Annotated in this window: 17 protein-coding genes and 1 pseudogene; 9 read left to right on the top strand and 9 right to left on the bottom strand. The window is 50.6% G+C overall.

The window, feature by feature from the left end:
- The 4 genes and pseudogenes from PPL9_RS33360 to PPL9_RS15605 form a co-directional block, all read right to left on the bottom strand.
- Nucleotides 1-385 (bottom strand): annotated as a pseudogene (locus tag PPL9_RS33360) (hypothetical protein); the annotation flags it as partial.
- Nucleotides 386-522: 137 nt separating this feature from the next.
- Nucleotides 523-1,785 (bottom strand): 23S rRNA (adenine(2503)-C(2))-methyltransferase RlmN, encoded by a 1,263-nt coding sequence (rlmN, locus tag PPL9_RS15615; protein WP_152986712.1) that lies wholly within the window; start codon nt 1,783-1,785, stop codon nt 523-525.
- Nucleotides 1,786-2,184: 399 nt separating this feature from the next.
- On the bottom strand, nt 2,185-2,664 hold the full coding sequence (locus PPL9_RS15610) for an invasion associated locus B family protein (RefSeq protein WP_057463571.1): 480 nt from the start codon (nt 2,662-2,664) through the stop codon (nt 2,185-2,187).
- Nucleotides 2,665-3,276: 612 nt separating this feature from the next.
- Entirely contained in the window at nt 3,277-3,837 is a 561-nt protein-coding gene (locus tag PPL9_RS15605; RefSeq protein WP_057463558.1) for an RNA methyltransferase, read from the bottom strand.
- A gap of 170 nt (nt 3,838-4,007) precedes the next feature.
- Between PPL9_RS15605 and PPL9_RS15600 the strand changes: the two genes are divergently transcribed.
- Complete coding sequence (locus PPL9_RS15600; RefSeq protein ID WP_057463557.1) at nt 4,008-4,982, top strand: NADPH:quinone oxidoreductase family protein; 975 nt, start codon at nt 4,008-4,010, stop codon at nt 4,980-4,982.
- 71 nt (nt 4,983-5,053) lie between these two features.
- Here the strand turns inward: PPL9_RS15600 and xth are convergent, their stop codons facing one another.
- On the bottom strand, nt 5,054-5,857 hold the full coding sequence (gene xth, locus PPL9_RS15595; RefSeq protein ID WP_193757846.1) for an exodeoxyribonuclease III: 804 nt from the start codon (nt 5,855-5,857) through the stop codon (nt 5,054-5,056).
- Between the two features lie 655 nt (nt 5,858-6,512).
- On the opposite strand from xth, the gene PPL9_RS31385 reads away from it, so the two are divergent.
- Nucleotides 6,513-7,097 carry an SH3 domain-containing protein gene (locus PPL9_RS31385; RefSeq protein ID WP_348271973.1) on the top strand — a complete coding sequence of 195 codons (585 nt, stop codon included), beginning with the start codon at nt 6,513-6,515 and terminating at the stop codon, nt 7,095-7,097.
- A gap of 38 nt (nt 7,098-7,135) precedes the next feature.
- Here the strand turns inward: PPL9_RS31385 and PPL9_RS15585 are convergent, their stop codons facing one another.
- Nucleotides 7,136-8,116: an MBL fold metallo-hydrolase gene (locus PPL9_RS15585; protein WP_057463554.1), complete on the bottom strand. Its 981-nt coding sequence runs from the start codon at nt 8,114-8,116 to the stop codon at nt 7,136-7,138.
- A gap of 106 nt (nt 8,117-8,222) precedes the next feature.
- Between PPL9_RS15585 and PPL9_RS15580 the strand changes: the two genes are divergently transcribed.
- Nucleotides 8,223-9,161, top strand: coding sequence for a LysR family transcriptional regulator (locus PPL9_RS15580; RefSeq protein WP_057463552.1), 939 nt, complete (start codon nt 8,223-8,225; stop codon nt 9,159-9,161).
- An 11-nt stretch (nt 9,162-9,172) separates the two neighbouring features.
- Here PPL9_RS15580 and PPL9_RS15575 read toward each other — a convergent pair whose 3' ends face one another.
- On the bottom strand, nt 9,173-11,170 hold the full coding sequence (locus PPL9_RS15575; protein WP_057463550.1) for a protein meaA: 1,998 nt from the start codon (nt 11,168-11,170) through the stop codon (nt 9,173-9,175).
- Nucleotides 11,171-11,469: 299 nt separating this feature from the next.
- Here PPL9_RS15575 and ccrA point away from each other — a divergent pair, with 299 nt between their 5' ends.
- From ccrA to PPL9_RS15545, 6 genes are all read left to right on the top strand, one after another.
- Nucleotides 11,470-12,765 carry a crotonyl-CoA carboxylase/reductase gene (gene ccrA / locus PPL9_RS15570; protein WP_057463569.1) on the top strand — a complete coding sequence of 432 codons (1,296 nt, stop codon included), beginning with the start codon at nt 11,470-11,472 and terminating at the stop codon, nt 12,763-12,765.
- A 576-nt stretch (nt 12,766-13,341) separates the two neighbouring features.
- The gene (locus tag PPL9_RS15565) at nt 13,342-14,367 is read left to right on the top strand and encodes an ABC transporter substrate-binding protein (protein ID WP_057463549.1); all 1,026 of its coding nucleotides are present in this window, start codon (nt 13,342-13,344) and stop codon (nt 14,365-14,367) included.
- A gap of 96 nt (nt 14,368-14,463) precedes the next feature.
- Nucleotides 14,464-15,333: a proline/glycine betaine ABC transporter permease gene (locus PPL9_RS15560; protein WP_093515971.1), complete on the top strand. Its 870-nt coding sequence runs from the start codon at nt 14,464-14,466 to the stop codon at nt 15,331-15,333.
- An 11-nt stretch (nt 15,334-15,344) separates the two neighbouring features.
- Entirely contained in the window at nt 15,345-16,610 is a 1,266-nt protein-coding gene (locus tag PPL9_RS15555; RefSeq protein ID WP_057463548.1) for a glycine betaine/L-proline ABC transporter ATP-binding protein, read from the top strand.
- Nucleotides 16,611-16,755: 145 nt separating this feature from the next.
- Nucleotides 16,756-17,268, top strand: coding sequence for a CAP domain-containing protein (locus tag PPL9_RS15550; protein WP_057463547.1), 513 nt, complete (start codon nt 16,756-16,758; stop codon nt 17,266-17,268).
- A gap of 108 nt (nt 17,269-17,376) precedes the next feature.
- Nucleotides 17,377-19,020, top strand: coding sequence for an AMP-binding protein (locus PPL9_RS15545; protein ID WP_057463546.1), 1,644 nt, complete (start codon nt 17,377-17,379; stop codon nt 19,018-19,020).
- Between the two features lie 4 nt (nt 19,021-19,024).
- Here PPL9_RS15545 and PPL9_RS15540 read toward each other — a convergent pair whose 3' ends face one another.
- Both PPL9_RS15540 and PPL9_RS15535 read right to left on the bottom strand, forming a co-directional pair.
- Complete coding sequence (locus PPL9_RS15540) at nt 19,025-20,152, bottom strand: GNAT family N-acetyltransferase (RefSeq protein ID WP_057463543.1); 1,128 nt, start codon at nt 20,150-20,152, stop codon at nt 19,025-19,027.
- Nucleotides 20,139-21,560, bottom strand: a complete 1,422-nt coding sequence (locus tag PPL9_RS15535) for a lipopolysaccharide biosynthesis protein (RefSeq protein WP_057463542.1) — start codon at nt 21,558-21,560, stop codon at nt 20,139-20,141. The genes PPL9_RS15540 and PPL9_RS15535 overlap by 14 nt, the downstream gene beginning before the upstream one ends.
- Nucleotides 21,561-22,171: the final 611 nt, after the last annotated feature.

The raw sequence follows: 22,171 nt of genomic DNA, 5'->3' as shown, positions 1-22,171 counted from the left end.
TGGTGCTGGCATGCTGTGATCCTCCCGAACAGAGTGAATCACAAATCGAAGTTTTGGGGAATCTCATAGATTCAAACTTTGATCGAAACGCTTTAGGCAGATCGCTATGGATTGTCTGGATCGAGTTGGAACTGCGCTGTCTGGCAGCTTCAGTGAGCTGCGCCATGATCTGCATCGAGTTTGCGCCTTCAGAGCATCCATAATCTACAAAACGCAGGAGAGAGCTGTCGTTTGGTATTGCCAGGCTGGCAATGGCTTCATGCAGCCATGGATACACATATGCAATCGTGGCTTGTTGTGGTGTGGAGTTCTTGTTGTAAAAACCCTCGCCCTTCATGCCGGTGGTTGTGGCGTTCTTTTGTGAGGAATGTGCTTTCTCGGTCATTGCATCTATGTCCAATCTATCGCTCCGTCCTGAAGGGCACGATATTCAAACTCTATGCATATGAAGTGAACGAGACAAAGAAGGCCGGCGTTTCAGACAAACGCCGGCCTTCTTTTTGTAATCTTGCTTTATTTTGCTTAGGCGTCGCCTTGAGCCTGTGCTTTTTCCAGCGCTTCACGCTCAGATTTACGAAGACGCTCTGAAGCTGACTTCAACTGGCCGCAGGCTGCGAAGATATCGCGGCCGCGTGGTGTGCGGATTGGAGAAGCATAGCCTGCGCGGTTCACTACATCTGCAAACTCTTCGATCTGTTCCCAATCAGAGCACTCATATGGAGAGCCCGGCCATGGGTTGAATGGCAGCAGGTTGATCTTTGCCGGGATGCCTTTGAGCAACTGAACCAGTTTCTTTGCATCTTCCAAGCTGTCGTTGACGCCCTTCAGCATCACGTATTCGAAGGTGATGCGTTTTGCGTTGGACAGGCCGGGATAATCACGACATGCCTGCAGCAGTGTTTCCAGATTGTACTTCTTGTTGATCGGAACCAGCGTGTTGCGCAGCTCGTCATTCACAGCGTGCAGTGAGATTGCCAGCATGCAGCCGATTTCATCACCTGTGCGTGCTATCTCTGGCGTTACACCAGATGTCGACAGGGTGATGCGGCGCTTGGAGAGGGACAGGCCGTCTCCATCAGAGGCGATCAGAAGTGCTTTCTTGACGTTCTCGAAATTATAAAGCGGCTCGCCCATGCCCATCATCACGATGTTGGTGATGCGGCGACGGTTGGATGTGGATGCATCCAAGCCACCTTCCGGAGCATCTGCATCCGGGAAGTCGTTGAGGCGATCTTTCGCGAGCATGAGCTGCGCAAGGACCTCTTCAGCTGTCAGGTTGCGAACCATCTTCTGTGTGCCGGTGTGGCAGAACGTGCAGGTGAGGGTACAGCCGACCTGGGAGGAGATGCAGAGCGTGCCGCGATCTTCTTCCGGAATGTAGACGGTTTCGACTTCAACCGGCTTGCCAGCACCGCGTGATGGAAAGCGGAACAGCCATTTACGGGTGCCATCAACGGAGACCTGTTCAGTGACGATCTCCGGACGGGCAATGGTAAAGGCAAACTCCAGCTTAGTGCGCAGATCTTTTGAGACATTGCTCATTTTGCCGAAATCGGAAATGCCCCGGACATAGAGCCAGTGCCACAGCTGGTTGACGCGCATGCGGATCTGGCGCTCAGGGACTCCAACTGCAGCAAGGGCATTGCCTAGCTCTTCACGGTTTAAGCCGATCAGAGATGGCTTTTCTTCCTGCACAGGAATGGTTGCAGGAGAAGGGTTTGCTGCGCTGGTTGCCGCCGGATCAGCGGAATTGTGCGCGATGTCTAACGATACCGCCATGGTCATTCACCAGTTTTTCTTAGATGCTTGGCTTTAAGCTTATGTTCTTTGCGTATTCAAACCCGAAAAATGTGCCTCACTTTTCGGCAATACGATCTAGAGCACGTTGCGTTCATGTGTATTCACGCATCATGCTCTAATTCTCTATTTTCATGCGTATTCTTATCCGAAAACCGGAACCACTTTTCGGGAATACGATTCAGCAGGAAAAATAACAGGTTATGTATACCCGTTGCTCGCTGCTAAAAATGCGAGAGGCGGTCGCTAGCAGCAACCGCCTACGTATTCGGCACGCTTATAGCCGAAATCGCTTAGTTTGAACATCCCAGATCTCAAATTGCGTGGCGGCAAGCTGGCGCAGGCAAGAGATCTCTGTAATTTCAAACAATTTCGGGCATCAGAACTTTATTGGCAGGCGCTGGATGCGTCTCTGACAGCAGCAGTGATGCCGCTCAAAGAGAATTTGTAGGAAGTTTGGGTGCCACGTGCGGACTGACCAGAAATAGACATGGAACTGCCTGCTTTCATTGCGTCAACCAAACGCTTTTCTTCCGCAGCGTTCTGAACCCATGCGCCGTCACCTTTGGTGAACATGGTGAACTGCTGACCATCAACATTGGTCGTGACCAAGGAGCCTACTTTAAATGGATAACCCACTATAAAGCTTGGTTCATTGGCAACGCCTTCACTTGGACGGGTAGAAACGAAGAAGAAGACCTCTCCATGGTTTCTATCAGTCGGCAGTGACTGTGTTGGTGCGGAAATGGCATAACACACCTTACCACCGCTCTGGGTGTTAAAGGTGTAAGTTGCCCAATCCTTGTTTTCTTTCAAGAGGGCAGGAGACTGCGCATTTGCAGTCGCGCCCGAGATACCAAGAGCCATAAAGGCAGTTATCAGGATACGTGCTTGCATCTTCTCCAAACCGCGTTGCGTACGACAAAATCTGAGATTCTGTGCGAAAACCCATAAAACTTAATGTTAGGGTTACTTTAAAGATGGTTACAAAAGGGTTGATACCCTGTTTTTACAGAGGCAAAAAATTATTTGCCTTTGAACCGCTCTATGAATGCTGCCATCAGAAATCTGGCGGGAGTGTGGCACGCACAGCCATAATATCAAGCGTAAAGCCACTAATGAATTTCTGTTTTAAGTGATCGAAGACAGTAGATATGCAAGTTGATTTTCGGTTGTATTTAACGCGCTAGTAAATAAGGGCTAATCGCTTTTAAAAGCTCAGATTTTCCGGCATGTTTTCAAACTAATTGTCGGCATTTTACCCAGTAAAAAATATGGGCACCTTTCCACATAGTGTGCACAGATTGAGAGAAAATGCGAAGTGTGGAGCCTCAAAGAATTACGAATTTGTAATGTGGAAGAGACTGGGTGTGGAAAGGGAAACACCTTAAAAATTTATACAAGGCATTTGCTATGGTGAGAAATAAAGGTTGCCGTTTCAGAGTATGTATCAGAAATGGCAACCGTATTTCGAATCACTCATGAGTTGCTGTCGAAGCCGGGAACCTTTCGACCGGTTCGGAAAATTGGAGCGCCGTGAATATGTTCCAGTAATGGATCTTTCGGGGCGCCTGCAGTGAGAGAGCGCTCAGCGTACTTTCCGTGTGCCATATAGCGGTCATACAAGACCAGAGCGGCAGCCACACCAACATTCAAGCAAAACTTGGTTGGGATTTTGACGATGTAATCGCAGCGATCCTGCATCTCTTGTGACAGAGACCCACGTTCTGGCCCGAGTATATAAGCTGCTTGCAACGGATGCCCGAAGCTTGGAAGTTCGATGGCATCGTCGGTGAGTTCAACACCCACCATTTTACAGCCACGCGGGAACTGCATCTCATCAACCGAGTTCCAGGCGAAGTAGGGCAAGTGGTCCGGGCTCTTGGAGGTATCAGCCTTCATTGCTTTGCCAAGGCTTTTGATGTGCGCGTCGACTGTAAAAAAGTAACTTGCTCCGAATGCATGACCAGTACGCATCAGCGTGCCAACATTCATGGATTTTGAAAGCCCTTCAGAGCCAATAGCAAAATAACCGCGCATGCCCAGTTTTTCTCGTTGTTGATGTTGTGCGCTTCATACCTCCAACTGTGGTGTTCCCGCAAGTGTAGCGGCATGTATGGGTGTTTTAATCGCAAAATGGCACCAAAGACGGCTTTGAGATTTTGTGAATGCCCGTGTAATTTTGGAGGTCAGAGAGAGGGCCACATTTTATGAAAGCTGTTATCTGCGAAAAACTTGGGGGGCCGGATGATCTGGTCATTCGAGAACTGGACGACCCGAATGTTGGAGCTGGAGAGGTGTTGGTTCGTGTGAAAGCGGCGGCACTCAATTACTTCGATACATTGATCATTCAAGGGAAGTATCAGTTTAAGCCGGAGCTTCCGTTCTCACCATCAGGTGAGATGGCGGGCATTGTTGAAGCCGTCGGTGATGGTGTTTCGCGGTTCAAGGTTGGGGATCGGGTGGCCTCCTACGCGAAATGGGGAGCTGCAAGAGAGCTATATGTTGCTCCTGAGCATGAACTTGTGCGGGTGCCGGATGAGGTTTCGCTCAAGCATGCAGCTGGACTTTTGATCACTTACGGAACGGCTATTCACGGCCTTCGTAGCCGGGCGCGGTTGCAGGCGGGGGAGACGGTTGCAGTGTTAGGTGCTTCTGGCGGAGCAGGACAGGCTGCTGTGGAGGTTGCAAAGCTGATGGGGGCCCGGGTGATTGCTTGCGCGTCTTCGGAAGATAAGCTTGCTCACGCAAAAACTTGCGGCGCTGATGTTCTGGTCAACTATTCTGAGGGTGGTCTGAAACAGAAGCTGAAGGATCTAACGGATGGTAAAGGGCTTGAGGTGGTCTACGACGTCATAGGCGGGGATCATGCTGATGATGCCTTGCGCGCTACGGGATGGCGTGGACGTTATCTGGTTGTTGGATTTGCCTCTGGAACGATCCAAAAGATCCCTGCGAACCTCACCCTGCTGAAAGGCTGTGACGTTCTGGGCGTATTCTGGGGGGAGGCAGTCGTTCGTGAGCCTGAGGAACATCACAAGGATTGCGAACAACTGTTCCAGTGGGTGGCTGATGGAAAACTGAAGCCGTATATCCATGCGGAATATCCGCTGGAAGACATTGCTCTGGGATTGGAGGAAATCTCCAGCCGTAGAGCCAAAGGCAAAGTGCTGCTCATTCCTTGATGGATAGATACGGAAAAAGCGGGAGATGCTCCCGCTTTTCATCGTCAAGTTGTAAGCCAGACTTCGTGAGATCAGACTTCCAGCATAGCCATGACTGGTGCGTGGTCGGATGGTTTTTCCCAACCGCGTGCGTCACGGATAATCTGAACATCTTTGGTGTGCTGCGCTGTTTCCGGTGTCATCCAGACATGGTCGAGACGGCGGCCTTTGTTGGAGGCGGACCAGTCTTTGGCGCGGTAGCTCCACCAGGTGTAAATCTTCTCATCCATCGGCATGTGTTTGCGCATGGTATCTACGTAGTTGCCAGCTTCTCGCACATCTTCAAGGCGCTGGCATTCCAGCGGTGTGTGAGAGACGACTTTGATGAGTTGCTTGTGAGACCAAACGTCATTTTCGTAAGGTGCGATATTCAGGTCGCCGACGACGACTGACTGGCCGTCGAAGCCTTTGAACCAGCTTTCCATTTCATCTAGGAATTTGAGTTTGTGAGCGAATTTGTCGTTGACCTCAGGGTCCGGCACATCGCCACCTGCTGGGACGTAGAAGTTATGGATGCGGACTTTACCGCCATTAAAGGCAACATCTGCTGCGATATGGCGGGTATCGCCCATCTCGCAGAATTCTTTGCGCTCAACATTTTCCAGTGGCACGCGTGAGAGAAAGGCAACGCCGTGGTAACCCTTTTGGCCGTGTACCTCTACATGACGATAGCCAAGCTTATTGATTGCAGCCGTTGGGAAGCTTCCATCCGGGCACTTTGTTTCCTGCAGGCACAAAACGTCTGGGGCGTGGTCCAGTAACATTTTCTCGACAATAGGAAGGCGGAGGCGGACTGAGTTAATGTTCCACGTTACAATCTTGAGGCGGTTCGTCATGGGGGCGTGTTTACCTGCTTTGGAGAATCATACCTCAAACCTAAGGCTTAGGCGGGGTTCTGGCTAGAAAAACTGATGTGAACTGTGAATTTGTTCACGTTATATTCTTCAAGGCAAGACATAAATTGCTTCTAAAACCCGATGTTTTGTCAGTGCACGTTGTTAGCCCCTTGGTGGCAGTCTTCTCTTAATTATGCTGGCTGTTGGTTTTGGCCAGCCTGCAATTAGGACTAGGGTCAAATGAAATACGCAATGCTTGTAGGCTGTTGTCTCGCAGCAGGTGTCGTGGCTCAATCTGTGAGTGCAAACAGCTTGTCTACGCGTTCAGGGTCCGTTGACTATCCCGGATTTCAGCAGGTTCAGTTCAATGAGCGCAGCAATATTATCCCGCCCATCAAACCTCTAGATCGTCCGGTTGAACCGGGAGATAGTTTGAGGCCGGGGCAAGCGCAGCCTTATTTGCCGACTGATCGGGATCCGGATCACTCACAGTTTAACCCGCCTCCGGGAGCTTATCCTGCAGGGTCTGCGCGTCCGGGGTCTTTGCCCCCACCTCTGCCGGGGCCTTCCGGTCCTCTGCCTGCAGCTCCTCCGATAACAGGATTGCCTCCTTCACCGGGATCGCCTGGTTCACCCGGATTTAGTGGACCGTCCTATGGAGGCCCTTCTTATGGGCGATAGCACCTTAGAGAGGCTGGAGGGCAGTTTTATGAAAATTTTGGCCTGGGTGATTGCCGGTCTCGTGCTTCTGGCTGTTCTTATCTATTCCAATGCCGCCTTTGCGCAGCGTGGGCACGCCGGATACACCACGAACGGTGTAAACATGAGGACAGGGCCTGGCACCAGATATCCTGTCATTACGACAATACCGGCAGGTGGCGTGGTTTTCATCAATTACTGCACCAAGAACGGTTCGTGGTGTGACCTGACATTCCGAGGTGCTCCAGGGTGGGTTTCTGCCAGATATATTCGATATGGAGTTGCAGGGCCGCACTACTCTCGTACACTTCCTTATGTAGCACCGTATGTGGGTCTGCCCTTTGTCTATCGACGCTATCCAGTTTACCCGCGTTATCCGCGTTGGCGTCCATATCCACGCCCACGGCATGAAATTCCTGCTTATCCGTTGCAACCGTCACGGCCAATTGCTCCACCGATACGGCCAGCTATCCCGTTAACACCAGCTCAACCGATAGCGCCGCCATCAATACCAGCCACACCGTTGTCGCCTGCTCGATAGAAGAGAGCTCACGAGGTGCCTCGTGAGCTCTTGTTTCTCTATATCTTATGCTGCCAGCTGACTTCATGGTATTCGAAGGCGCTTCCAGCCTTGCGAACATGCCCTAGGCCGGGGAAGTCATGGTGGATGCCGACGACTGGTGTTCTATCTGCTGAAACCTGATCCAGTATTCTGCGCCGTGTTTGTCGAGCTACTTCCTGATCGGTATCGAATGCGATTGTCCAATCCGGGTTTGCAAACTGGAGCCCAATGGAGTGGACTGTGTCACCCCAGATCAGCACTTCTTCATTATTGGAGTGAATGCGGATGCCCATATGTCCGGGTGTGTGACCGGGAAGGAAGACAGCGTCCAGTCCCTTGATGAACTCGCCATCTTTGCTGATGAGCGTTTTTTGGTTTTCATAAGGCTTTGAAACGTTCTGAGCGAGATCAATGAAATGCTGGAGGTCTTTGGGGAACTTTGAGCGTGTGCCTTCATCATCCCAGAAGTTGTATTCGACCTCATGAACGATGAACTCAGCGTTCGGGAAGAGCTTTTCGCCCGATTTAGAGATCAGCCCCCCTACGTGATCGATGTGTAGATGCGTGAGCACTACGGCATCTACATCAGAGGCGTTATAGCCAGCTGCTTTCAGGTTTTGATGGAAACGGCCAAGTGTCGGGCCCATTAGATCAGCGGTGCCAGTATCGACCACTACCAACTTGTCGCCCGTATTAATGAGATATCCGTTTACAGAGATAGACATGTCCGCTGTGTTGGGGCTGAGGAAATTTTGCTTTAGAGTCTTCTCAGCTACTTTTTGGTCAAACCCAATGACCAATGACGGATCTAAACCCAAGTGTCCGTCCAGAATTGCTGTAACTTCAATGCCTCCTACCGAGAAGCGATAGATGCCGGGAACCTGTGTTCCGATTTTGGGCGCTGCTGCGAGCGCAATAGATGACATTGCCGGGGCAACTGCACCTGCGCCCGCAATGGACGCGGCTGCGGATATAAAAGATCGGCGTGAAAGTGTCATGAAAGGCTCCTCATTTACAAGCATGAGAGCAATATTGTGGGGTTGATACTGGAAGTGCAGAGGCCCAAGCCTTATCTTGGATATAAGCAGTGCTTATGGAGCAGTTATGGATCTTCTGAATTTGCTGGAGAGTTTTGTTCGTGTCATTGACAACGGGTCGTTGAGTGGTGGTGCGCGTCAACGCCATATCAGTCAGCCCGCTATGAGCCAGCAGCTGAACCTGCTTGAAGCGCAGGTCGGGCAAGAGCTTGTTTTCCGAACTAACAAAGGCGTTAAGCCGACAGTTGCCGGAAAGATCGTTTATGAGCATGCTCAAAAGATGCTGCGTCAGAGCGCTCTGATGTTTGAGGAAGTACAGGACCAAGCAGCAGCAGAGAGTGGTTCATTGGTTGTTTCTGTTTCTCAGGCTATGGGCGCTGATATAATCACACCGCTTATCTTCGACCTTCGAAAGCAATACCCAGACCTTTCAGTCTCAATTAAAATGGATGATGATCTGATTGATGTTGTGCAAACCGGTATCGATTTAGCGATCCGTACAGGCATCACCGGAGATACCTCTGGGATTTCCAGAAAAATTGCGATTGTTGAAACCTGTTTGGCAGCCAGCCCAGACTATCTTGCAAAGCATGGTATGCCGCAAAGTCCCGAGGCGCTGTCTGACCTCAACTACATTCAATACAGATACGAGAAGTTGGTCAGTTCGCTGGATATGTTCCGACATGGGCAAAAGCATGTAGTTGCTTTGAAGTCTGAGTTTGTCGCTGGGCACCCCCAGGTGATGGTGCAAGCCTTGTTGAACTCAGTTGGATTTACGCGCATGCCGTTGTTTATGATGCGAGATTTTGAGGCAAACGGGCAATTACAACGGCTACTTCCTGACTATCAGTGCGAAGAGAAGCCGGTCTACCTTGTCTACCCTTCGCGCGATGCGGTGACACGTAAAACCGAGATCTTCATCGATGCGATGATTGAACGATTCCGGGATGCTCCGGGCATACGATTGGTTGGGCAGAAGCCTGTTCAACTTGCCCAACCTGCCTAATTTTATAGGCGTTAGACAGTCTCGTTGACCTGCTCATCTACGATGCGGACAATGTCTGACATGATTTCTGTCAGGTGGAAGTCCTTTGGTGTGTAAACGGCTGCAACACCTGCGTTTTTCAGTTCTTCGGCATCCTCTGACGGTATAATGCCGCCAATGATGATCGGGATATCCTCCAAGCCGTTTTCTTTCATTTTGTCGAGCACATCATGGACCAGCGCCAGATGTGAGCCAGACAAGATCGACAGGCCGATGACGTGGACGCCTTCTTCAAGGGCAGCGTTGACGATTTGGGCGGGTGTCAGGCGGATGCCTTCGTAAACGACTTCCATGCCGCAATCACGGGCACGCACTGCAATCTGCTCGGCGCCGTTGGAGTGGCCATCCAGTCCCGGTTTGCCAACGAGGAATTTAAGGCGTCGACCCAGCTTCTCTGAAAGCTCGGAGACTTTTTGCTGCACACCTGTGAGGCTCTCGTTGTCATCCGGTGCTGCTCTACCGACACCAGTTGGGGCACGATATTCGCCGAAGACTTCACGCAGGGCTGCGCCCCATTCTCCTGTGGTTGCGCCTGCCTGAGCTGCTTTGATGGACGCTTCCATGATGTTGTTGTCAGAAGACGCGGCAGCGCGGAGCTCCTGCAGAGCGGATTTGACTGCATTCTCGTCACGTTCAGCCCGCCAGGCCTGAATGCGTTGGATTGCTTCTTCTTCTACATGCTCAGGCACTGTGAGGATGCCGCCGTCTTCATCTGATGCCAGTGGAGATGGTTCGGTTTCGGTCCATTTGTTGACGCCGACGACGATCTGATCGCCAGATTCAATGCCTGCCAGACGTTTGGAGTTGGACTCCACGAGCTTTTGCTTCATGTAACTGGATTCAACGGCTGCGACTGCTCCACCCATTTCTGCAATACGGGCTAGTTCTTCTCGTGCTTGCTCTTTGAGTAGCTCGACCTTGGTTTCAATCTCTTTGGAACCATCGAAGATATCGGCATATTCCAACAAATCCGTCTCATAGGCCATGATTTGCTGCATGCGCAGGGACCATTGCTGGTCAAACGGGCGTGGCAGGCCAAGAGCTTCATTCCAAGCGGGGAGCTGAACTGCACGAGCGCGTGCGTTTTTAGAGAGAACAACAGCCAGCATCTCAACGAGAATTCGGTAAACGTTGTTTTCGGGCTGCTGCTCCGTCAAGCCGAGGGAATTGACCTGAACGCCATAGCGGAAGCGGCGGTAGCGCTCTTCTTCAACGCCATAGCGTTCGCGGCAAATCTCATCCCAGAGTTCTGTAAATGCTCGCATTTTGCACATCTCGGTGATGAAGCGCATGCCTGCATTTACGAAGAAGGAAATCCGGCCCACGAGTTTAGGGAAATCGCTTTCAGAGATGACGCCAGAAGCGCGAACATTGTCCAGAATTGCGATAGCGGTGGCGAGCGCGAAGGAGAGTTCCTGTACTGGTGTCGCGCCTGCTTCCTGCAGATGGTAGGAACACACGTTCATCGGGTTCCATTTGGGCATGTTCGTGTAAGTCCATGAAATTACATCGGTTGTGAGGCGCATGGACGGGGCGGGCGGGAAGACATAGGTGCCGCGGGACAGGTATTCCTTGATCAGATCATTCTGCGTGGTGCCGGCCAGCAGAGAGCGGTTAGCTCCTTGCTCATCAGCAGCAGCCACATAGAGTGCAAGCAACCAAGGGGCTGTTGCGTTGATCGTCATGGAGGTGTTCATGCGCTCCAGTGGGATCTCGTTAAAGAGGGTGCGCATGTCTCCCAGGTGAGAGATGGGTACACCAACCTTACCAACCTCACCGCGAGAGAGCGGATGGTCCGGGTCGTATCCTGTCTGAGTTGGGAGATCGAACGCGACAGAAAGGCCCGTCTGACCCTTTGCGAGGTTCGTACGGTAGAGCCGGTTGCTGTCTGCAGCGTTGGAGTGTCCTGCATATGTGCGGAACATCCACGGACGGTCTTTTGTTGCGCCTTTAGGTGAACCGGTACTCATAGTCTATTGCCTCCCTGATCCTCCCTGCATTTTATAAGGGACAAGATCTCAATTCTGCCTACACCTTTGCATAGGTTTTAGTGGTTGGTGCAATGCAACATTAGAAGAAGTATTCTTCGCAAGTTAAGCAATAGTTGTATATATTTTATGAGTTCTTTGTAATGATAATTCTCAAATAGCCGATATTGACAGGTTGTATTGTTTTGCGTTGCAGCAAATAGTGGATTGGAAGCGTTAGCAGAGGACTTGCTTTCACTCTCATGAGGGAAGGGCGCAACGCAAACTTGGAGGAGAATATCATGAGTTCCGTTGCACGGGTTGTCGAAGCTGGGTCAGAGGGTGGCTCTGAGTTCAAGGACCTATATGAGATTGGTGAGATTCCACCGCTGGGACATGTTCCTAAGAACATGTGGGCGTGGACCATTCGCCAAGAGCGCCATGGTTCTCCTGATACAGCGATGGTCAAGGAAGTGGTGCCAACCTGGGAGTTGGACAGCCATGAAGTGCTCATTCTGGTTATGGCAGCAGGCGTGAACTACAACGGCGTTTGGGCTGCCCTAGGCGAGCCGATTTCCGTTTTTAAGGTTCATAAGCAGCCCTATCATATCGCAGGCTCTGATGCCTCCGGTATTGTTTGGGCGGTTGGTTCCAAAGTTACTCGCTGGAAGGTAGGCGACGAAGTTGTCGTTCACTGTAACCAAGATGACGGGGATGATGAGGAGTGTAACGGTGGTGATCCGATGTTCTCTAACTCCCAACGGATTTGGGGTTATGAGACACCTGACGGGTCATTTGCGCAGTTCGCTCGTGTTCAATCTCAGCAGCTGATGGCGCGTCCCAAGCACCTGACCTGGGAAGAGAGCGCTTGCTACACGCTTACACTGGCGACTGCATTCCGTATGCTGTTCGGTCATGCGCCGCATGATTTGAAGCCAGGTCAGAATGTTCTGGTCTGGGGAGCTTCTGGTGGCCTTGGCGTGTTTGGGGTTCAGCTGATTGCTGCTGCCGGAGCGAATGCGATTGGCGTTATTTCAGATGAGAGTAAACGCGAATACGTGATGTCGCTTGGGGCAAAGGCCGTTATCAATCGAAAAGACTTCGATTGTTGGGGCCAGCTGCCGAAGGTGAACTCGCCTGAGTATGATACGTGGACCAAAGAAGCGCGTAAGTTTGGTAAGGCGATCTGGAACATTACCGGTAAGGGTAATGACGTTGATATGGTGTTTGAGCACCCAGGTGAAGCAACGTTCCCGGTATCAACACTGGTTGCCAAGCGCGGTGGTATGGTTGTGTTTTGTGCGGGTACCTCCGGCTTCAACCTAACCATGGATGCGCGCTATGTATGGATGCGTCAGAAGCGTATTCAGGGTTCGCATTTCGCGCACTTGAAACAGGCGAGTGAGGCGAACAAGTTCGTGATTGATCGCCGTATCGACCCTTGTATGAGTGAAGTGTTCTCATGGGATCAGATTCCGCAGGCTCATATGAAGATGTGGAAGAACCAACATGCCCCAGGAAACATGGCGGTTTTGGTGTGTGCACCAAAGACTGGTTTACGCTCCCTTGAGGATGTTATTGAAGCCACTGAAAACTAAGTAGGCTAACGAAAGGAAGTTGGCGCTTTTATGCGGCCAACTTCCCAATTTCCTTAAGTTTCTCACTTATATTTTTTTATTGAACGGTGATTCAATATTATTAAATGATCGCAGATTTTCTCTGCGCTTTTCTTTTTGTAATCTACGTGATTATTCGACATCATTTGACGTTGTTTTTTTATTTCAATTTACTGTGAAACTACCTGAATTTTCCGTGGGGATTACCTGTAAAAGAAAGTTTAAAATAGTCGTTTTGCTTCAGTAAATTTTTTTTCTCTTATTTTGCGTTTTAAATGGTGGTACTAGAGAGTTATGAAAGCTTTATAACTTCATATCCAGTGTATTTGAGAAGTATATCTTTTTATATTTATTTTAAAAAAATATCTTGAGCAGATGTCTAAGTTGACAGAAAATTGAATATATCTATTTTTAACGGTGCAGTTGATGCGCTCAACCTAGTGTGTCCTGCAATTGCTGAGTTTTTGACTTAGCATTACGGCCAGAACGACAAGCTGTCCTTGGCGGCTTTTCTCTCTGACCGAACAAAAAGTATGTTTTGGTTGTTTGGAGGCATCCGTGTTGAATTTTAAATCTGCTCTCGCTGCGTGCGTAGTTGCATTCCCTTTTGCTGTGTCTACAGCAGAAGCTGCAGACCCTGTTTGTGAAGTTGACCGTCCTATCGTGTTTGCTGGTTTGGATTGGGACTCCAATGCTTTTCACAATTCTGTAGCTCAGTTCATTGCTGAAAAAGGGTACGGCTGTGAAACGGATGTCATCCCAGGCTCTACTATTCCGCTTCTGAACGGTATGGCGCGTGGTGATATCGACGTGACCATGGAAATCTGGCCAGACAACGTGACTGAAGCTCTTGCCGAAGGCAAAGCGAAGAACCAGTTTGTTGATCTTGGTGTGAACTTCCCTGATGCGACACAGGCTTGGTTTATTCCAAAATACCTGGTTGAAGGCGATGATGCGCCTGCAAAAGGTCTGAAGTCTGTATCTGACCTGCCAAAGTACAAAGACGTGTTTTCTGATCCGGAAGAGCCAGAAAAAGGTCGCTTCTACAACTGTATCGCTGGTTGGGGCTGTGAGGTCATCAACTCCAAGAAGCTCAATGCTTATGGCTTGCTTGATAGCTTTGTGAACTTCCGTCCTGGTACAGGTGCTGCACTGTCTGCTGCGATTGAATCTAACATTCGTCGTAAAAAACCAATCGTGTTCTATTACTGGGGTCCAACCTGGGTCATGGGTAAGGTCGCTGATGATCTGATTCAGCTGGAAGAGCCTGCCTACAGCAAAGAAGCCTGGGACAAGTTGTCTGCAGAGACAGATCCATCCAAAGTGACCGAGGCAGTTGCATACCCTCTGTCTGCGACGCACGTCTTCGTGAACACAGAGTTCCATACTTCTGCGCCTAAACTGGTTGAGTTCCTGACAGCTTATGAAACCACCAGTAATGACGTTTCCAAAGCTCTTGCTTACATGCAGGACACTGGCGGAACCACAGATGATGCTGCTGTTGAATTCCTGAAAAACAACGAAGAACTCTGGACCGGTTGGGTTCCAGCTGATGTCGCTGAGCGTGTGAAATCTGCTCTGTAATATCAAAGACAGCTGACTGTTTTTGAAAATTAGCGAATGAAAAGCGATCACGGAACTTGTTTCCGTGATCCTTGCTAAGAAGAATAAGAGGATCACATGGCTTTCGACGTGTTTCCCAACTTTGGGAAACCTATCCGGACTTCCACAAACGATCTGGTTGATTTTCTCGTCGTGAATTACGGCGATGGATTTGAGGCCTTTTCCAACTCCATCCTATTTTTGCTGGTGCGGTTAGAGCGACTTCTCCGTGGCGCAGATCCTATCGTGATCTTGATCTGCATCGGCCTGATTACCTTTGCTGCGAGCCGCCGTTGGGGGCTTAGCCTGGTGATGGTAGGTGCAATGTGGTTCATCGGTACATTGGGGCTTTGGGAAAAGTCTATGCAAACAGTGGCGATCTTGCTTGTCGCTGTGCTGATTTCCGTTGTGATTGGCGTGCCGCTTGGCGTTATCTCTGCTCGTTCAAACCGCTTCAGAGCTTTGCTCAATCCGGTCTTGGACTTGATGCAGACCATTCCAAGTTTCGTTTATCTTATTCCTGCGGCCATGCTGTTTGGTCTGGGTAAGGTGCCAGCTATTCTGGCTACTGTGATTTATGCTGCACCACCGCTCATTCGTCTGACGGATCTTGGCATCCGTTATGTGGATGAAGAGGTTGTTGAGGCCAGCCGGGCCTTTGGTGCAACGCGCTGGCAGATCCTTAAGGGCGTTCAAATCCCACTTGCGCTCCCTTCCATCATGCAGGGTATTAACCAGACTATGATGATGGCGTTGGCTATGGTGGTGATTGCGTCCATGATTGGTGCTCGCGGCGTGGGTGAAACCGTTCTGCTTGGGTTGCAGCGTAATGATGCAGGACAAGGTTTGCTCGGCGGCTTAGCGATTGTTGTTCTTGCCGTTGTGTTTGACCGTATCACACAATCAGCCGGACAACGGATGCAGGCGCATCGCAAGGTAACAGGGTGAGGCGCTAACACATGGCATTGATCGAAGTACAAAACATTACCAAGATTTTTGGCAAGGCGCCTGAGAAGGAGCTTGCCAAGGTCAAAAATGGTATGGGCAAAGATCAGCTGCTTGCTGAAACTGACCATACTCTTGGCCTGCATGATGTCTCTCTTAGCATCGAGAAGGGTGAGATCTTTGTGATCATGGGCCTTTCCGGTTCTGGTAAGTCTACGCTTATTCGTCACTTCAACCGATTGATTGACCCAACAGACGGGCACATTCTGGTTGATGGCGAGGATGTTATGGCTCTTTCTGATAAAGAGCTTGAAGACTTCCGCCGTCATCGTATGTCGATGGTGTTTCAACGCTTTGGCCTGATGCCGCACCGGACAGTGCTGCAGAATGTTGCTTACGGTCTTGAAGTGCAGGGCATTACAAAAGCAGACCGTGAAACCACAGCGCGTGAGTGGATTGAAACGGTTGGACTTGGTGGTTTTGAACATCAGTACCCAAGCCAGCTTTCCGGTGGCATGCAGCAGCGTGTTGGTCTTGCCCGTGCGCTTGCAACGGATGCTGACATTTTGCTGATGGATGAGGCGTTTTCTGCACTTGATCCGTTGATCCGCTCTCAGATGCAGGATCAATTGGTTGAACTGCAAGAAAAGCTGCATAAGACCATCGTGTTCATCACGCATGATCTGGATGAAGCTTTGCGTATTGGTGACAAGATTGCGATCCTTAAGGATGGTGTTCTGTCACAAGTCGGTACGCCGCCAGAAATTCTGCTTGAACCAGCTGATGATTATGTGCGGGCGTTTGTACGTGATGTGAACCGTGCTCGCGTGCTGACCGTTGATACTGTTATGCAACCACCTGCTGTGCGTATTACCCATGACAACATGGAAAAAGCGCTGGCTGATATGCGTCGACATGACGAAGATTTCGGTTATGTGGTTGAGGACAAAGAGTTCCGCGGCATCGTCACGCAAGAGGGTCTTGCTGAGGAAGTTGCTAAACCAGGTGATAGTCCATCCCTTTATGCTTTTGCTGATGATAGCAATGCAGTGGAGCTGGAAAGCACTCTGGAAGAAGCACTTCCAACAACATTGGAAGCAGAGTATCCGGTTCCAGTTGTTTGCGAGGATGGACATCTCATGGGCGTGTTGAGCCCAGAAGAGATGGGTAGCGTGCTGACACCTCCAGAAGAGCAAACCGATGCTGAGACTGAAGGTGCTGAAGAGAAGAATGAGACGGCTGAAACAGCCAAGCCTCATGCTTTGAAAGAAGCTTCCTAACGTTTTTACCAAGAAGTTTGAAAGGCCGGCTTTGTCCGGCCTTTTTTAATTCACTTATGCGTGTGCTTTGAGTTTGAGCTTGGTTTGCCTCATTTAGTCGGTAGTGTGTCCGAAAGATTCGAAATTTGCCGAAAAGTGATTTTGTATGAAGACGTTTCGTGGTGGGAGTATTGCTCTGGTTCTTGCTGTTGGACTGATGCTCACTGGTTGTGTCAGCCCTGATGAAACGCCAAGCTACTATCAGAACTTAGAGAGCCACTCTGCGCAGATTGATGCGAGTGTTGTGGCCTCAATGATCTCCAGCTATCGTTCTCAATCAGATTTACCGCCGGTTACGGTTGATCCAGCTTTGATGCGCGTTGCTCAGGCACAGGCAGATGGAATGGCCCGTGCAGAGGATGTTAACGCTGCGCGCAAGGGCGATCTTAAGCTCGCCGTCTTGATGAAGGGGGCCGGGCAAGGTGATGCTCATGCGGTGGGCAATCTCAGCGCTGGTTATCGCCGATGGGCCGAAGCCTTTTCTGGCTGGCGTGACTCGCCAAAACATAATGCAGTGATGCTGGATGCAAATGGAACGCGTATTGGTATTGCAACGGCTTATGCGCCTCGGTCAAAATACAAGGTTTTCTGGAGCCTTGTTGTAGCTGGACCGCGTTAACCCACTTTCCTTTGGAGGCTAAAAGAGCGACCAAAGGCCAGTATCTCGTTGTGCGCTGCAGCGATAAACTCTCTTCACTAATGAATTTGGGTTTAGGGGATTTCTGGTGTGCTGCCACCACTGACTTCATACGAGGAATTGCGAGCTGAGTTTCGCTGGACTATTCCTGCGCGCTATAACATTGCGCATGATGCTTGTGATCGTTGGGCGGATATTGAGCCTAAGCGCACAGCTTTGCTGCATGTGCTGTCTTCCGGCGGTGTTGAAGCGTGGAGCTATGGTCAGCTCAAAGGAAATTCCTGCCAGCTTGCAAACTCGCTGCAGTCTTTGGGTGTAGCCCCGCGCGACCGTGTAGCTTTGTTACTGCCTCAAGCACCTGAAACTGCTATCTCTCATCTTGCGATTTATCGGCTAGGAGCTATCGCAGTTCCATTGGCTGCTTTGTTTGGTCCAGATGCGCTACGGTACCGGTTGGAAAACGCTGGCGCGAAAGTGGTGATTACCAATCAAGCTGGACTTGAGAAACTTTCTGCACTTCGTGAGCAACTCCCGCTTCTTGAGCATGTTATCTGCGTCGATGGTGCAGAAAATGGAGCTCTTGGCTTCTGGAACTTGCTTGAGCAAGGCTCTGACAGCTTTGAGAGCTATGCGACAGGCCCTGATGATCCAGCTTTGATGATTTATACCTCAGGCACAACAGGGCAGCCCAAAGGAGCGCTGCTGGCGCACCGTGTGTTGCTTGGGCATTTGCCGGGCATTCAAATGGCACATGAGATGTTGCCTCAGGCTGGGGATGTGTTCTGGACTCCAGCTGACTGGGCCTGGGCGGGTGGCTTGCTGAATGCACTGCTGCCTTCGCTGAAGTTTGGGGTGCCTGTGGTGACTGCCCGGATCGATAAGTTTGATCCGGAAGGTGCATTTGACTTGATGGCTCGGCATGGTGTTCGCAACGCGTTCATTCCGCCCACCGCACTCAAGATGATGCGCAGTGTTGATCATCGTAAGTATTCTGAAAAACTTCGGCTGCGCTCTGTTTGCTCAGCGGGAGAGGCATTGGGGCGTGAAGCATTCGCCTGGTGCCACGAAGCGCTCGGTGTTGCGCCAAACGAGATGTATGGACAGACGGAATGTAATCTCGTGCTCGGGTCAGGAGCAGGGATGGGAGTTTCCCGTGCCGGGGCAATTGGCAAAGCTGTACCTGGGCATGACGTTGCTGTTATCCGACCAGATGGATCTGTTTGCGAACCAGAAGAGCAAGGCGAGATTGCAGTTCGTCGTGGAACGCCTGTCATGTTCCTGGGGTATTGGCGGAAGCCTGAGGCAGATCAGAGCAAATTCCTTGGTGATTGGATGCTGACAGGTGACCAAGGTGTTGTTGATATGGATGGATATGTCCACTTCGTCGGCCGTAATGATGATGTCATTACCTCAGCTGGCTATCGCATTGGGCCAACTGAGATTGAGGATTGTTTGATCAAGCATGAGGCGGTTGGATTGGCTGCTGTGGTCGGCAAACCTGATCCGGTGCGGACGGAGATCGTAAAGGCTTATGTTGTGCTGAAAGATGGCTTCGAACCAAGTGAGGGCTTGGTTGATGATATTCGCCAATATGTGCGCGTGAGTCTTTCTGCTCATGAATATCCGCGGGAAATCGAGTTTGTCTCTGAAATGCCTTTGACGACCAGCGGAAAGGTTATTCGCCGGATTTTACGGAATAGAGCGCAGGAAGAAGCTGAGTTGGTTGAAGGGTAGGTAGCTATTTTCGACCAAGCAATTTCTTAATTTTGCTCTTTAACGCCAACTTTGCGCGAGCACCTGCTTGTGCCTCCCAAATTGCAAAGCGTGCTATTGGGCCTTTGCCAATTAAAAACGTGGCATATGGGAACCTTGAGGTCCAGGCCTTGTTTGCCATCTGATTGTCTGGTGTCGAGAGGGAATCGGCACCTGAGAACTCAGGGTCTTCGAGGAGTTTTTGGGTGCTGAAATAGATGAGAAGCTGACCGGGGGAGAATTTTGCGAGACTCTCGTCGAAGGTTGTTTTCCAGCCAAATATGCGGCCTTGCTCGCGGAGCAGGATGTTGGCCGCAATCAACTTATCGTCGAGCCGTAACTGGCCAATACGAATGTTATCTGCTTCGCCTGACTTTGATACCAGCTCACGCGTGAAAGCGGCATCAGGTGCTCTGGAAAGGAGTGCCGTGCCTTGTTTGCCTTTCCAGCCAGCTGCCTCGAGTTTCAGAAAATCTTCAAGGCCTGCCTGAATGTCTTCTGAGGTTTGCAGCATAGTAAAAGAAAGCGATCCTTCTTTTTCCAGCCGGCGCTGGTTTTTAAAGGCACCTTTCCATGAGGACCGTTTTTTGAGGGCGTCAAAGTCGGCGCGACCTTCTCTGCCAGATAGCTGGAAGGCGCGATCTTCTTTTGAGGAAACCTGATACTTCCATCCGTGTGCTGAAAGTACGCTCTCTAGACACTTATAGACGGGGCCGCCGGCTCCATGGAAAGGGAGGATTAGTGTTTTAGTCCAGCTTAAGTTGCAGGCAGTTTCCAGCAGTTTGTTGAGTGCCGCTGGCGTCGCTTCCTCAGAAATCAGCAGGGTGCCGAGTGGCCCATAATCACCAGCTAATGTGCTTGGTAGTTTGAAGAGGAGGCCACGCCTTACCATTACGACGGGCAGTGCCGCGTGCGCTTTTGTGCCGGAAGGATCGAGTGCCAATAACAGCTTGATTGAGCCGTTTGCCTTGTGTGCGTTGAATGCACTGACGAAACTGCTGGAGAAGAACGGGTTGGGCTCCAGTGCCTGTTGAGACAGTTGTCGCCACAGGTGGTCCGCTGTTTTGTCTTTGCCGGGTGTCAGCAGTTTAATCGTGGTGCTATCCTGCTTCATTGACTGGAGTTTCCCGCCTCTTCAATAGCAATATGAATGTGTGCAGGCCAAGGCGTTTGTAGGCGCTGCGGTAAAGAATGCATGCTTCAAAAAAGATGACGGATGTCGTCGCCAAAGCGGCTCCATACAGGCCGAATACTGGAATAAGTGCCGTGTTGAGAATGAGGTTTACGACAAAGACACTGGCATAGATCTTGGCGCAGGTGTTTTGGTGCCCTGAGAGGGTCAGTAATGCGTCAACCGGACCAACGGATGCACGGGCTAATACACCAATGACAAGGATGTAGAGGATTGGTGTGCCTTGTGCAAAGTCCTCTCCAAACAGGGAGAGGAGGAATGGTCCGACTGCCATGACAAAGCCGGCCATTAGTAGTGTCGGCCAGAAGGTCATTTTAGCAGCGCTTGCCACGAAATCCTTGAGGCCATCTCGGTCACCGGAATGGTAGAGGCGGGCCATGCGTGGTGCGCTTGCTGCGCGTACCGCGTAATAAACAAAATGCATCAGCGCAAGGGTGCGTGATGCTGCGAAATAAATGCCGACTTGATCTGGTGGGAGCCAGAGGCCGATTAAGATGACATCAGAGCTGGTAATGAGCTGGAAGAAACCATCAACTGCTAGCATGGGAACCGATACAAGCAGCCATGACTTTATCTGAAGTCTACGTGGAGCAGGGTGCTGGACTTTGCGCAGCGAGACTTCCATCATGATCGTCTGAAAGAAGGTGATGGTCCAGACGGCTGCGATGGTGACGATGCAAGCTGTAACGGCTGTTGGCGGATAACCCAGCATCAGCGCAATCAACATGAATGCAAGCACTAGAAGAGGGCGGCCAATAAAATCTGGCAGCATTGCTTTGAGTTGCCAGTCTTGCGCACGGGCAATGCCTTCCAGCATACCGGTGTAGGTGTGCATGGGTAGGCAGATTGCGATGAGATAAAGCGGCAGGATGTATGCGTTGCCAATGAAATCAGAGAAGGTCCAAGCAATGGCTACGCCGACTACTGCAATGGTTGTTGAGCTGAGCAATACAAGGAAACGGGCACTGAAGAGCAAGCCATTGAGAAGCTCGTGTTGCTTCTTCTCCAGATATTCTGGAATGAAACGCAGAAGGGAAACAGAAAACCCAAGTCCTGAAAATACGCTCAGTATGATGATGACCGTCCAGACAACAATGAAGATGCCGTATTCAGAGGCGCCCATCCAACGAGCCAGAAAGACCTGCATGATGTAGGCGAGTGCTGCGCTCCCGATGCGTAAGGCAAAAACGATCAATGCTGAGCGTCGCGCTCCTCCAGCCTCGCCTTTGCTGAAGAGAGTGCCTAGTATTTTTCCAAGAAGCGGCAGCAGTTTTGCATGGGTGCTGCGAGGTAAAAGCACTGCTGACCATTTGAGGAGGAGTTCTTGCACGCGATACGCCTTAATTATTTCTGGTCAATTATTACTAGTATGAAAATTAATATTTTCGGAATGCTGTTCTGTGGTGTTGTCGTGTTGATTGGTCCTTGAGTTAAAACAGAGGCTTAGCTGGACCTTGAAGGCTCAGAAGCTTTTGTTCTGATACTCTCGCAGTTTTTGATGCTTGACTTCTGTGCGATTTGACGGAATCAATATGAGAACATATAGAGAACAAAATGAAATTTACCGAGAGTGATATGAACGCGAAAATATCGCAAATTGCAGAGCTGCGCCACCGCCTCGCGGTGTTAGAGGGACGCCTCCCTTCTGCCGTGCAGCTTGCGCCGGTCCCTGCATCCGCCCAAACTGAGCAGGGACCGGCTCCTCTTGGTGAGGTGCTGACTGTATTAGTCTGTAAAATGGCTAAGACAATCACGCTGGAAGGATGCTCTAGTGGCCTATGATGAGGAACTTAGTGATCGGCTTCGTGAGGAGTTAGAAGGCATTATGGGGATTTCGGAGAAGCGGATGATGGGTGGGTTGTGCTTTTTTCTGGATGGAAACATGCTGGCCGGGGCGCATCGTATTAAGAGTGAAGAGGCTCGCTTTATGTTTCGTGTTGG

The sequence above is a fragment of the Pseudovibrio sp. POLY-S9 genome (assembly GCF_001431305.1).
In the GTDB taxonomy this organism is placed as follows: domain Bacteria; phylum Pseudomonadota; class Alphaproteobacteria; order Rhizobiales; family Stappiaceae; genus Pseudovibrio.
This window is presented reverse-complemented; position numbering and strand designations above follow the sequence as displayed.